General features: G+C 45.9%; 12 protein-coding genes. 10 read left to right on the top strand and 2 right to left on the bottom strand.

What is annotated here, in order from left to right; all coding sequences use genetic code 11:
* Positions 1–6 precede the first annotated feature (6 nt).
* From ACN6KS_RS23935 to yajC, 10 genes are all read left to right on the top strand, one after another.
* Positions 7–1167, top strand: a complete 1161-nt coding sequence (locus ACN6KS_RS23935; protein ID WP_440960648.1) for a dipeptidase — start codon at positions 7–9, stop codon at positions 1165–1167.
* A gap of 11 nt (positions 1168–1178) precedes the next feature.
* Complete coding sequence (locus tag ACN6KS_RS23930) at positions 1179–3305, top strand: CocE/NonD family hydrolase (RefSeq protein ID WP_440960647.1); 2127 nt, start codon at positions 1179–1181, stop codon at positions 3303–3305.
* 111 nt (positions 3306–3416) lie between these two features.
* The gene (locus ACN6KS_RS23925) at positions 3417–4136 is read left to right on the top strand and encodes a BofC C-terminal domain-containing protein (RefSeq protein WP_179281752.1); all 720 of its coding nucleotides are present in this window, start codon (positions 3417–3419) and stop codon (positions 4134–4136) included.
* A 255-nt stretch (positions 4137–4391) separates the two neighbouring features.
* Positions 4392–4895, top strand: a complete 504-nt coding sequence (gene ruvC / locus ACN6KS_RS23920; protein ID WP_036677679.1) for a crossover junction endodeoxyribonuclease RuvC — start codon at positions 4392–4394, stop codon at positions 4893–4895.
* The gene (gene ruvA / locus ACN6KS_RS23915) at positions 4892–5509 is read left to right on the top strand and encodes a Holliday junction branch migration protein RuvA (protein ID WP_094874232.1); all 618 of its coding nucleotides are present in this window, start codon (positions 4892–4894) and stop codon (positions 5507–5509) included. Before ruvC ends, ruvA begins: the two co-directional genes overlap by 4 nt.
* 35 nt (positions 5510–5544) lie before the next feature.
* On the top strand, positions 5545–6552 hold the full coding sequence (gene ruvB / locus ACN6KS_RS23910) for a Holliday junction branch migration DNA helicase RuvB (protein ID WP_042191128.1): 1008 nt from the start codon (positions 5545–5547) through the stop codon (positions 6550–6552).
* A gap of 32 nt (positions 6553–6584) precedes the next feature.
* Positions 6585–8687 (top strand): SpoIID/LytB domain-containing protein, encoded by a 2103-nt coding sequence (locus tag ACN6KS_RS23905; RefSeq protein WP_440960646.1) that lies wholly within the window; start codon positions 6585–6587, stop codon positions 8685–8687.
* 9 nt (positions 8688–8696) lie between these two features.
* The gene (gene queA / locus ACN6KS_RS23900; RefSeq protein ID WP_440960645.1) at positions 8697–9725 is read left to right on the top strand and encodes a tRNA preQ1(34) S-adenosylmethionine ribosyltransferase-isomerase QueA; all 1029 of its coding nucleotides are present in this window, start codon (positions 8697–8699) and stop codon (positions 9723–9725) included.
* A gap of 21 nt (positions 9726–9746) precedes the next feature.
* Complete coding sequence (tgt, locus tag ACN6KS_RS23895) at positions 9747–10883, top strand: tRNA guanosine(34) transglycosylase Tgt (protein WP_042130504.1); 1137 nt, start codon at positions 9747–9749, stop codon at positions 10881–10883.
* A 49-nt stretch (positions 10884–10932) separates the two neighbouring features.
* A complete protein-coding gene (gene yajC / locus ACN6KS_RS23890; protein WP_042191123.1) occupies positions 10933–11241 on the top strand; it encodes a preprotein translocase subunit YajC in 309 nt (102 codons plus the stop codon).
* A 94-nt stretch (positions 11242–11335) separates the two neighbouring features.
* Here the strand turns inward: yajC and ACN6KS_RS23885 are convergent, their stop codons facing one another.
* Together ACN6KS_RS23885 and ACN6KS_RS23880 are read right to left on the bottom strand one after the other, a co-directional pair.
* Complete coding sequence (locus ACN6KS_RS23885; protein ID WP_256990033.1) at positions 11336–12175, bottom strand: phosphatase PAP2 family protein; 840 nt, start codon at positions 12173–12175, stop codon at positions 11336–11338.
* 95 nt (positions 12176–12270) lie between these two features.
* The gene (locus tag ACN6KS_RS23880) at positions 12271–12663 is read right to left on the bottom strand and encodes a TIGR04086 family membrane protein (protein ID WP_042191121.1); all 393 of its coding nucleotides are present in this window, start codon (positions 12661–12663) and stop codon (positions 12271–12273) included.
* Positions 12664–12711: the final 48 nt, after the last annotated feature.

The following is a 12711-nucleotide window of genomic DNA, read 5'->3' as shown; positions in this document are numbered from 1 at the left end:
CACACGATGAGTACATATGAAGGTTTGTATGATTTCAAGTTGACGGAGCAGGAAGAAGAACGGGCAGTACGTTTGCACGAGCAGAACATTAATATTGATTTGCTATTTCAAGGTCCCTTATCTCCAAACGCAATTCCAGAGTCTGTGTCTGAAAAAATAAAAGAGCTGTGTGAGCCCTATAAAGATGAGCCGATGATATACAGCAGCATGCCAGCAAAAATGATCACAAAGCTGTCGGCCAGCGGTGAGATTCCTGAGTATAAAAGTGAATGGTATAAATCGGGAATTACCGCGGGTAACCGGGAGCTTCATTTAGAGTCCTTAGAAAGCATGATCAATAGTATGGCTGAAGTTCAGCTTCAGTTCGACTCCGCAGATTGGTTAGTGAAAGCTTTAACCGCAGAGGACATACGTGCAGCCAAGCGTAATGGCCATAAGGCGGGTATTATCACGGCGCAAGAAACGGATGGCCTAGGTACCAATCTGGACCTATTAGATGTGTTACATAATTTTGGCTTAAGAATTTTACAATTAACCTATAACAATCAGAATCAGGTCGGTGCAGGCTGTGCAGAACAGTCGAACGCTGGAATTACGAATTATGGAAAAAGATTCATTGAGCGCCTCAACAAGCTCGGGATCATTGTAGATACGGGACATTGCGGAAAACAAACAACACTCGATGCCTGCCAGTACTCTAAGACTCCGGTCATTGCTTCACACACGGGTGTTGAGGCCATCTATCCGCATATGCGCTGCAAAAGTGATGAGGAAATCATCGCGATCTCTAAGACGGGTGGAGTCGTCGGTATTTTTGCTATGCCGTGGTTTGTTCATGAAGATCCTAACCATACGACCATTGATCATGTGCTAGATCATATCGAATATGTGATTCGGCTTGTAGGCGTGGATCATGTCGGGATTGGAACGGATTGGCCGATGAGCGATGTGCTCTGGTCATTGATTTATTTTAAAGAACATATTGCACCTAAGCTAGGATTTGCCAAAGGAGACGGACCTTCTACTGAAACCGTTGCTGGGCTTGAAAAATATAGCTATTTTATCAACTTTACTAGAGGTCTAGTGGCTCGCGGTTATAAGGATGAGGATATTGCAAAGATTATGGGTGGTAACTGGCTGCGCGTATTTGAAGAAATTTGGGGATAGGGGATAAATAGATGACAACATACTTGAACACTACTGCATTTAACTTCTACTGTTCTGGCATTTATTCAGGGAAAATACATTTCACGGAACAACAAATTATGCTCGCTAAGGTTGATCCACGCAGACGAACACAAATGCAATACAATGTGCTGGATAGCCAGTTCAAGACCGTCCTTCCATTTCAAAAAATCCACGAATACATGGACGCATACGCTAAAGCAGAGTGGGCCAATGATGAGGTAGTCCTAAGTAATGGCGATCTTTATCAAAAGCATATTCAGTATCAGGCTGTATTGGATGGCCGTGAGCTTACTTCACAAGTATGGGCGTTACGAAAAGAGACGGCACTGGATATTGTGACCTTGGATGGTGAGATTATTGCTTTTCTTACGCCGAACCGGTATGGCATTGAGCTGATTGTTAAAGCAGGATATGAGAAGCTGACGCCTCTGGTTGTTTATGATGATCCCCTTTTGTCCAAGCCCGAGTATGGTGTGAATGATTTGGGTACGGATCTGATTCCGATGCGTGATGGCGTGAGACTGGCTACGGATGTGTTTCTTCCTGAGGGCATTCAGCCGGGAACCAAGCTGCCGACGATTCTTGTGAGAACCTGCTATGACCGTAACGGAAAAAAAGAGATTTTTATGAGATGGGCTAACAAAGGTTATGCAGTGGTGTCACAGGACGTTAGAGGTCGGGCGGATTCGGAAGGGGAATTGATTCCTTTTTATAATGAACGGGATGATGGCTACGATACGATCGATTGGATTATCGCGCAGGATTGGTCAGATGGCAATGTTGGAATGTGGGGCGCGTCCTATCTCGGCTTTGTTGTTGTCTCGGCGGCGACCAGTGGACACCCTAATTTGAAGGCTGTGGTGGATGAAGTGAATGTTGGCTCACCGTTTGTAGATACAGCGCGTAAGGGTGGAACGCTTTGCTCTTGGCCGCTCTTGTCTTGGACGCTTGCACAATCTGTGGGTACCCGGACGGATTTTGATATTTTTGGGGGCATAACGGTGAACCCAGAAGCGGCCGTCGATGCGAGACCGATTAAGGAGATTCCACAGCAAATGATCGGCAAAGCATCAGGTCCTTGGGATCTGTGGAGCCAGCATCCGGAGTATGATGATTTCTGGAGAAACTGTACCTTTACGGAACGCGGGGATCAGGTACAGGTCCCTATGTATGTAATCTCAGGCTGGTATGACGGGGACAGCCCTGGGGTATCAGAGACATGGAGAATGCTGACTGAACATGATGTGCCGAACCGGAAAATCCGTCTGGGGGCATGGGAGCATGGACCCAACAGAGCCAGAGACTATGAGGGGTTAAGCTTTGGCAATGATGCAGTGGTTTATGATTACGATGTTTCTGTCCTGCGCTGGTTTGACCGTTTCTTGAAAGGTATTCCGAATGGAATAGATCAGGAGCCTAGAGCCTCTTATTATGTCGTTGGCGAGAATCAGTGGAGAACATCGGAGGATTGGACACCTGCTGAAGCAGTGACTTCTCCTTTCTATCTTTCCAGTGGGGGCCGGGCTAATTCAGGACAAGGTGATGGGAAGCTGCTCACAGCACCAGAGGAACACTCTCCCGAAGATACTTACGTCTATAACCCAAATGATCCGATGAATGATAGCGGTGAGCGAGAGCCTGAAAATTTACGGAAATACGAGCTGCGGAATGATATCCTTGTGTACACCAGTGAAGTGTTGAAGGAAGAATTGACTATCGCTGGGGAATTGTCAGCTGTGATCTACGCTGCTAGTACAGGTAAGGATACAGATTGGGTAGTTACGCTTAGCGATGTGAATGAACAAGGCGACTCTATCCGGTTATCTAACTATATTGTTAGAGCTAAATATCGTCATGGATTTGATGCACCTGAACTGCTCACGCCTGGCCAAGTAGAGGAATATGATATTTTCATGCCCAATATTGCCCATAGATTTGCAGTGGGGCACCGGGTTCGGTTCTCGATCACCTCGTCCAGTAAATTCGTTGCTTTCCCTAATACGAACACAGGTAATAATCCATATGAAGATACAGAAGCAATTACTGTTCTGCAGACCGTTTACCATAATAGTAAATATCCAAGCCATGTGAAGCTGCCGGTTATTCCAAACGCTTAAACTGCAAGGTCAACCTTATAATTGTAATAAAATATCGATTATTCACAGAAAAGCGCATAAATGATCCCTTCTCAGGTCACAATAGGGAAAAACCAGAATGAAGGGATTAACGTGTCGCGCATAAAAAAACAACTTTGGCAGCGATGGAGACGTTGGAAAAAGGCGCTTTGGGTAGGGGCAGCTTGTTTAGCTCTTACTGTACTGGCCTGGCGCAGCATGCAGGTACCTGAGGAAATCAGTGGCCTGCTGACGGATTCTAGTTGGACGGATAGTGCCGAAAGTGAGTTGGCCGCAGCTGTATTTAAAGTAGGCGTGGACAGCGGTGAGGAGAAAGAGAAGGGCACCATAAAAAACGAACAACTGTTGCAGACGATCGCTCAAAGCGGACTCAGCAGAACCGTTCATTTAAAAATATCGTATGTATCTGGAGAAGAAGTTCAGACATTGCCAGGTGTAAAGAACCCGCTTCAGCTTAAAAAGATAATTCACGAACACTCTGCATGGAGCGGTTGGATTAGCAGCGATGGAGATTTGTGGCTGGAACAAAAAGTGAATGATCTATCGACCCTGACGAAAAAAGAAGCCTATATCGGAGTCGATGCATTTGGGAACTTGAAATTATTTAAAGGGCCTCCGGTACAGGAAAAGGTGCTGAAGACTTTTTTTCAAATGGATATGGGTTCCTTGAAATCCTCTCTGCCGGAAAGTATTTGGAAAGAGCTTCATGAGGGCATTCGTGTACAAGATATTGAAGAGTACAATAGCGTATTGTCCACCTTCAGTGACTACGCGCGTGAGGCTGCAGAACATGTCATGCAGAATAAGCAATAGCATCCTTAAGCATATCAGCTGTCCTAAAGTCATTATTAATGGCTATAGGGCAGCTTTTTCTTTGCAAATATAAGAAGTTTTGAGGTTCTCATTATAGGCCTAAAGTTGTCATTTCGCATCAGAGGGTAAACTTTTTTTCTCCCGGAAGAGGTATTTTTGCTATAATGGTTTGAAGGAATACATATGTTCGCTTCGTAGCGGAGTAATGGATGAAAACGGTGGAATAAACTGCCTGTTATAGAGGAGAGATCGTGTTTGCGCATTTTGGGAATTGATCCGGGGCTGGCGATTGTCGGTTTTGGCTTTGTGGATAAGGAAGGTCATAAATTGACCCCAGTCCAATATGGTTGTATCCAAACCGAGGCTCATACGCCTGAGGAAGAACGTCTGCTGCATGTCTATGAAGGCATGGGTCAGCTTATTGATAAATATAAACCTGATGCTGTAGCGATAGAGAAGTTGTTCTTCGCACGTAATGTTACAACAGCATTGCCAGTAGCTCAGGCCCGCGGAGTGACGATATTAGCTGCTGTACAGCGTGGCTTACCCGTGTCGGAATATACACCTATGATGGTGAAGCAGGCAGTAGTTGGTTATGGTAAGGCTGAGAAGCGGCAGGTACAGGAAATGGTGAAGCTGTTGCTGAAATTATCGGCGATCCCTAAACCGGATGATGTGGCCGATGCACTAGCGGTAGCGGTATGTCATGCCCATTCGAGCAGTCTTAATTCTAAATTAAATGAGGTATTGCGAAAATGATAGATTTCTTAAGAGGACCCGTCGTTCATTTAGAGTCGGAATATGTGGTGCTGGATGTGCAGGGCGTAGGATACCGGGTATTCTGCCCGAACCCTTATGCTTTTGCTAAAGTAGAAGGACCTGTAACGATCTATATTCATTATCAAACACGTGAGGATGCGACGCTTCTGTTCGGGTTCCCGACTCGGGAGGAGCAAAAATTGTTCCGCAAGTTGATTGAGGTATCCGGGATCGGTCCGAAGGTTGCGCTCGGAATACTGACAGGTGGGACTCCAGATCAGTTGATCTCGGCAATTTACCAAGAGAATATAACCTTCTTAACGAAACTGCCGGGCATTGGCAAGAAGACGGCGCAGCGGATGATCTTAGATTTGAAGGACAAGCTGGACGGACTCAGTATGGCTTCGATGCAAACGGGATTATTTGCAGTTCCAATGGAAGAAAGAGCGGATGGATTAGCTTGGCAAGAAGCTAGAGATGCCCTTAAGGGATTGGGCTATACCGAAAGTGAATTGGACCGTGTATGGCTCGCTATGAAGAAAGAGGGCGCAGAGACAGGGACTGTAGATGTGTTGATGAAGAAAGCACTTGGGCTATTATATATTGCTAAGTAAAACCGAACACATCCTGAAGAAAGGGAGCGATAGGAATGGATGACCGGATTATATCCGCTAATTTAATGATGGACGAGCAAGCCGTAGAATTAAGCTTACGCCCTCGTTATCTGGGAGAATATATCGGACAGAATCAGGTGAAAGAAAACCTGAAAATATATATCGAAGCAGCCAAAATGAGAAGTGAAGCGCTGGATCATGTGCTGCTCTACGGGCCTCCAGGTCTCGGTAAAACAACACTTGCGAACATTATCGCCAATGAGCTGGGTGTGAATTTACGAACAACATCCGGTCCTGCTATAGAGCGGCCGGGAGATTTAGCCGCCCTGCTGACGAACCTGCAGGAAGGCGACGTGCTGTTCATTGATGAAATTCACCGCTTACACCGGACGGTGGAGGAGGTAATGTATCCGGCGATGGAGGACTTCGCGCTGGATATCATGATCGGCAAAGGGCCAAGTGCCCGTTCGGTACGATTGGATTTGCCGCCTTTTACACTTATAGGTGCTACCACCCGTGCTGGCCTGCTGTCAGCGCCACTACGAGATCGTTTCGGAGTGGTCAGCCGCTTGGAGTTCTATACCATAGATGAGCTAAGCTTCATTGTTGCTCGAAATGCAGATCTTTTAGGGATTGAGATTGTCGGAGATGCGGCGGAAGAGATAGCGCTTCGTTCCCGTGGAACGCCGCGGATTGCGAACCGGCTCCTGAAGCGAGTTCGTGATTTTGCTCAAGTTCGCGGCGATGGGATTATAACCCCGGAGATTTCCGGGGAAGCCCTGAAGATGCTGCAAGTAGACCCACGTGGGTTGGATAGCATCGATCATAAGATGTTAAGAGCAATGATTTCAAGCTTTCGTGGCGGTCCTGTAGGTCTGGATACGATTGCTGCTACAATTGGTGAGGAAAGTCAGACGATTGAGGATGTTTATGAGCCTTACCTGCTGCAGATAGGGTTCTTGCAGCGGAGCCCTCGTGGAAGAATTGTAACCCCGGCCGCTTATCATCACTTAGGCCTTCCGCTCCCTCCGGAGCAGCACTGAGTCAGTAACTACATTTAAAAGGAGGATGCTGGATGAAGCATACGAAGATGAAATGGGGAGGAATAGCTCCACTAAGCAAAGGATTGCTGGCAGCTGCGATTGCTGTGGGAAGTCTCTTGATCCCTGCGGGCGCCAGTCATGCCGATTCTAATAGTACGATTCGAGTTGCCCTTTATGCCGATATTGGTAGTAAATATAAATCTACCGTGCCAGTAGTAACTATGCAATCGACACAAAGCTTCACTTTGATGTCAAACCAACCAGGGAGCACTCCTTTGTTATTGGTGCCTGCCCAGAGCAGAATACGTGTTAGTGTGGATGGTTATAGAGTAAAGGTTATGGAGACTTCAAGCTGGAAAACAGCTGCTGATGCGGCTAAAAAGCTTCAGTCTACCTCTGATAAGCCTCAAATTTATATGATTTCTAGAAATGGAACCAATGTGTATCAGTTGTATACTGGTGTCTATGTCAGTGAAGCTGCTGCCAAGGATGGGCTTGCCCGTGTAGTAAAGGCAGGACTCGGCAGTCCTGCTGATCAAACCCCTGCGGTGAAAGGGGATAAGCATTTATCGGCGGGTCGCTATTCTTCGGAACAAGAAGCTGATACTGCTCTGAGTAGTATTACAGCTGCTGGTTTTGATGCCTGGAAGGTGTTTCTTTCAGGAAGTGATGGCAGTGCCCAGTTTGAGGTATGGGTAGGCGAAGCTGCAAACGACAAAGATTTGGCTGCTGTTCAGACCACAGTGTCTGCAGCATTGCCACAGCTTGCTATGTCCGCTGCAACTTCACCTGGGTTAATCATGCGTTTGGATGCTGGGCTGGACCTTAGCAGCGAGACACAGGCTAATCATTATATGGTTTCCGGAAATGATGCTAAATTTTTGGCCGTTGGCAGTGAGGCTGGAATTCAGCTCGAAGAAAGATCCAAGCGTACCTACCGTGGAAATATGGAGTTAAGTAATTTGAGAGGTTCCCTTGCGGTTATCAATGAAGTGCCACTGGAACAATATTTGTATGCAGTGGTTGGAGGAGAGGTTTCCTCCAGCTGGCCGGATGAAGCTCTAAAGGCTCAGGCTGTCGCCGCCCGAAGCTATGCAATGGCGCAAGGCAACCGTTTCGAAGTAGCGAATGTAGTAGATTCTACATTGAGTCAGGTATATAACGGAATCGGATCAGAGGCTCCAGTTATTATTAAGGCAGTGGATGCTACTGCCGGTGAAGTATTGATGAGTGGTGGTAAAGTTATAGAGGCTGTATTCTCCTCGAACAGTGGTGGAGTAACCTCTGATCCATCGGAGGTATGGGGCAATGGTGGAGATGCGTTTGCCAGCGTTCCCAGCAAAGAGGATGTCGCAGCTACCGCGGCCGCTAAGAAGTGGTATTATTTACTGCTCGCTAATGGAACCTCTGGATATGCACGTGAGGATAACATTAAATTGACAGGAAATAAAACAGCAGCGGGACTGGATATAGCGACAGCTACCACTAAAGATGTCAATGTGCGCCCCCTTCCTGCTGTTGAAAGTAGTGTAAGTGCGGTAGGCAAGTTGAATCCGGGCGAGAATGCTGTTGTTCTAGACAAAGTCTATGAGTCCGGTAGTTATAGCTGGATCAAAGGGCCATATACCTCTGCCGACCTTCTAAAAAGCTTGCAGGGTAAAACAACTAGCACGCTCCCTTCTAGCATCCTTAATTTGCAGGTCACTCAGCGCGGCCCTTCTGGAAGAGCGATTCAGGTGAAAGCAAATGGTCAGGCACTGGATGTGAAATATCCTGATATGTTCCGTTCTGCGTTCAATGGATTGCCAAGTACATTGTTTGATATTGTACCAGCCGGAAGTTATACTGTATTAGGCGCTGACGGTGCTACCAGCACGATTGGAAGTTCACAGAGCGCAGGTGTACTCTCTGCATCAGGTAAGGTTAATGTGAACGGTAGTGGAACTGTAGTGATGGGGGGGGATTCCTCAGCCAGAGCGATTACTAACAGTTCGGGCTTTCTGTTCATTGGCCAAGGATACGGTCATGGTCTAGGCATGTCGCAATGGGGCGTGAAAGGCATGGCTGACAGCGGGTATGATTACAAGCAGATATTGCAACACTATTATCAGAACGTTACTATAGTTAAGGAATGAAGACAGACCATGAATGTAGACGCATATGATTTTAATTTACCGGAAGAATTAATTGCCCAGACACCACTCTCTGACCGTAGCTCTTCTAGACTGCTCTTAGTAAATAAGGAGGATGGGGAGCTGGCTCACCGGCATTTTACCGATATTATTAATTATTTTCAACCGGGAGATACGCTTGTTCTGAATGATACGAGAGTCATTCCTGCCAGATTGTTTGGGGCTAAAGAAGATACGGGGGCTAAAGCTGAAGTGCTTCTCCTTAAGAATCTGGGAGACGATCGATGGGAAGCTCTTGTAAAGCCAGGTAAAAAGCTCAAGACAGGAGCGGTTATCATCTTTAGTGATGAGCTTCGTGCGGTTATTGAGGATGAGGCTGATATGGGGGGACGAACGCTTCGGTTCATTTATCAGGGTATTTTCCAGGAGATTCTGGACAGGCTGGGAACAATGCCACTGCCTCCTTATATTAAGGAAACACTTGATGATCGGGAACGATATCAGACCGTTTATGCTAAGCATGAGGGATCAGCTGCTGCTCCTACAGCAGGGCTTCATTTTACCAAAGAACTGTTGGATCAGATTGAAGCCAAGGGTGTGAATATTGCTTATATTACACTTCATGTAGGTCTCGGAACGTTCCGTCCGATGTCTGTTGAGAAGGTTGAAGAGCATGTTATGCATTCAGAGTATTTTGTAATGTCTCAAGAAACAGCAGATACTATAAATGCTACCAAGGAACAAGGTGGTCGCATTATAGCGGTAGGGACGACTTCTTGTCGGACACTTGAAACAGTCGGAAGACAATGTGCAGGCGGTCCATTAGTGGAATGTAGTGGCTGGACGGATATTTTCATCTATCCGGGCTATAAGTTTAGTGTAGTTAATGCGTTAATTACTAATTTTCATTTGCCGAAGTCTACTTTGGTGATGTTGGTTAGTGCTTTGGCAGGTCGGGAACATATTCTAGCTGCTTATGAAGAAGCGATAGAGCAGAAGTACCGGTTTTTTAGCTTTGGAGATGCAATGTTTATTTACTAAGGTAAGAGGATGGGTTAACTTATGGCAGCAATTACTTATGAGCACATCAAAACGTGCAAACAATCCGGAGCAAGACTTGGAAGAGTCCATACTCCACATGGTGTGATTGAGACACCAGCATTTATGCCAGTCGGCACACAAGCTACAGTCAAGACAATGAGTCCTGAAGAACTGAAGGAGATGGATGCTCATATTATTTTGAGCAATACGTACCATTTGTTCCTGAGACCGGGCCATGATATTGTTCGTGAAGCAGGCGGACTGCATAAGTTCATGAACTGGGACCGCCCCATTCTAACGGATAGCGGCGGGTTTCAAGTATTCTCGCTTAGTGACATGCGCAAGATTACCGAAGAAGGCGTTCATTTCCGTTCCCATCTAAATGGGGATAAGAAGTTCTTGTCTCCTGAAGTAGCTATGGAAGTTCAGAACGCACTTGGTTCTGATATCATGATGGCATTCGATGAATGTCCTCCATTCCCAGCGGAATATGACTACGTGAAAAAATCACTGGAGCGTACCACACGCTGGGCGGAAAGATGCCTGAAAAGTCACGCCCGTCCAAATGATCAAGGTCTATTTGCTATCGTGCAAGGTGGTATGTATGAGGATCTTCGCCGTCAGAGCGCAGCAGATTTGACTTCCATGGATTTCCCGGGGTATGCTATTGGGGGGCTCAGCGTCGGAGAGTCCAAGCAGCTAATGTATGAAGTGCTGGATTATACAGTTCCCCTGCTGCCACAAGGCAAACCTCGCTATTTGATGGGCGTTGGTTCACCGGATGCGCTGTTGGAAGGATCAATCCGGGGAGTGGACATGTTCGACTGCGTTCTGCCTACCCGTATTGCTCGTAATGGAACAACGATGACCAGTCAGGGAAGACTCGTTGTACGCAACGCAAAGTATGCCCGCGATTTTGGGCCGCTTGATCCGGAGTGCAACTGCTATACATGCCGGAATTATTCCCGCGCTTATTTGCGCCATCTAATCAAAGCCGATGAAACCTTCGGACTTAGATTGACGACATACCATAACTTGCACTTCCTGTTGGATTTGATGCGTAAAGTGCGCGAAGCCATCAAGGAAGATCGGCTGCTTGATTTTCGCGATGAGTTTTTTGCTAAATACGGATTATATGATAATCTTAAAGGCTTCTAAAGCTTCGTTGAGGTCCATGTTTTAATGTGCTTTGAAAGGGGGGAGAAATATGTTTCAATATGCAGCAGCAACAGGCGGAGGTAGTATACTGGGTCTCGTAGGTCCATTCGTACTTATGTTTGTAGTATTCTACTTCTTGCTGATTCGTCCGCAACAGAAGAAGACCAAAACACGTAATGCAATGTTGAAGTCTCTGAAAAAGGGCGATAAAATCGTTACTATTGGTGGTCTTCACGGTACGATCATGGAGATTTCCGATGATATCGTGGTTCTACGGGTCAATGATGTAACTAAACTGACCTTTGATCGCGGTTCCATTAGTCACTCCGTTGCCACGGATGTGGAGGAGAAAGTATAGTTTCGTTATTAATAAGTACATAAAAAGCGGTGTCTTCTCGTTAAGAGAGTGACACCGCTTTTTTGACGTTCATCTTTCATCGTGATCTAAGGGTTTAACGCATATCCGTTATTCGGCTGCGAACTGTGAGCGATTCTTCACGTCCCCGTAAGGTTAATTTGGCAAGCTGTACACCAACTGTTGAAGCTAGGACTGCTAGCAGAGTGCCGCCTATCATATCTGTAAGCCAATGAATGCCCAGATAAAATATACCAAAGACGATTACGACTGCGGAAATACTCGTAATGACCATCCACCGGCGGTTTCCAGAACGGAATGCCAGTAAAGCCATCGTAACGGAAATGGACGTATGTAGACTCGGGAAGCAGTTGTTGAGACCGGATAGAGGGCGGTACTCTTGCTCAAACTTAGGAAATACATCCAGCATAGTAAATCTAACGCCTGCAGGTACATAGGACCATACCTCATTTACAGGGAAGTATAGGTAGAATGGAATAGCTACAGCATAGTTAATGATAATAGCATAGCAGGTGGCGTACAGCATCACACGGTTCTTATCTAACAGATAGACACCTAGAGAAGCTGCCAGTACAGATTGAAGCATGAAAATGTAGAAGAAAACTATGATAGGCGTTAGCCATGGACTATAGAATATATCCTGAACAGCTTGGACAAAATGCCCCTCTAGTCCAAATACAAATGATGTATAGTCTGAGGTAAGATGCATTTTTTCTTCAATTTGTAGTTCATATTTATTCAAGACCAGTACACCAAACATGCCTACCATCAGTAGCAGAAACTTATAGGATCGCAGCATCTCTTTCCCAATTTCAACTAATGCCATGATTGGATTTCGACGAGCGCCAATCCATACTAATATCACTACTAATGCAACTGTGTACAAAACAATATGATTCATTGATTGGTAAAACAAAGCATTCGAAGCCTCCTTGATTCTCTTTATGAAGTCAGATGATCACAGTTTAACATATTTCCAAGGAATGTTTCGAATTTAATGGAATAATAATTTTAGCTTTTCTGTAAATTAACCCCAAACATTCCACCAAGTGCACCAATTGCTGCTGCAGCTAGAACCCAAAGAAGGTCAACACCAGAGGGTGAGCTATCCAGTGCTAGAAATCCAATTAACAGAACGATAATCCCGTAAAAGATTCCTGTAAGACTTCCTTGATACCAGCCTTTGTTCGTGGCTCTGCGACCGGCGGTTAGTCCTCCGAATGCTGCGGCTATGCCGTGTACTATATAAGTGTACATTGAGAGATCCTGCTCCTTCAGACCGCTGCCCCATAATAAAAGAGAGAGGACAAACGCGCCAAGCAGCATCCAAAGGAATGATCGACACAGGCCAGACAATACAGGATTGGCTATTCTCCATGAGAACAGGCGCCGGATTAAATACATGGTACAACCTCCTAAAGTTTTTTTAGAAAAATAATCTACATAAGTTAT

Origin of the sequence: Paenibacillus nitricinens, assembly GCF_052056485.1 — a bacterium.
GTDB classification, from domain to species: domain Bacteria; phylum Bacillota; class Bacilli; order Paenibacillales; family Paenibacillaceae; genus Paenibacillus_AQ; species Paenibacillus_AQ nitricinens.
This window is presented reverse-complemented; position numbering and strand designations above follow the sequence as displayed.

Coding starts and splice junctions, on each gene's coding strand:
- ACN6KS_RS23935 (WP_440960648.1), top strand. CDS start 7: ATGAGTACATATGAAGGTTTGTATGATTTCAAGTTGACGGAGCAGGAA.
- ACN6KS_RS23930 (WP_440960647.1), top strand. CDS start 1,179: ATGACAACATACTTGAACACTACTGCATTTAACTTCTACTGTTCTGGC.
- ruvA (WP_094874232.1), top strand. CDS start 4,892: ATGATAGATTTCTTAAGAGGACCCGTCGTTCATTTAGAGTCGGAATAT.
- ruvB (WP_042191128.1), top strand. CDS start 5,545: ATGGATGACCGGATTATATCCGCTAATTTAATGATGGACGAGCAAGCC.
- ACN6KS_RS23905 (WP_440960646.1), top strand. CDS start 6,585: ATGAAGCATACGAAGATGAAATGGGGAGGAATAGCTCCACTAAGCAAA.
- queA (WP_440960645.1), top strand. CDS start 8,697: ATGAATGTAGACGCATATGATTTTAATTTACCGGAAGAATTAATTGCC.
- tgt (WP_042130504.1), top strand. CDS start 9,747: ATGGCAGCAATTACTTATGAGCACATCAAAACGTGCAAACAATCCGGA.
- yajC (WP_042191123.1), top strand. CDS start 10,933: ATGTTTCAATATGCAGCAGCAACAGGCGGAGGTAGTATACTGGGTCTC.
- ACN6KS_RS23880 (WP_042191121.1), bottom strand. CDS start 12,663: ATGTATTTAATCCGGCGCCTGTTCTCATGGAGAATAGCCAATCCTGTA.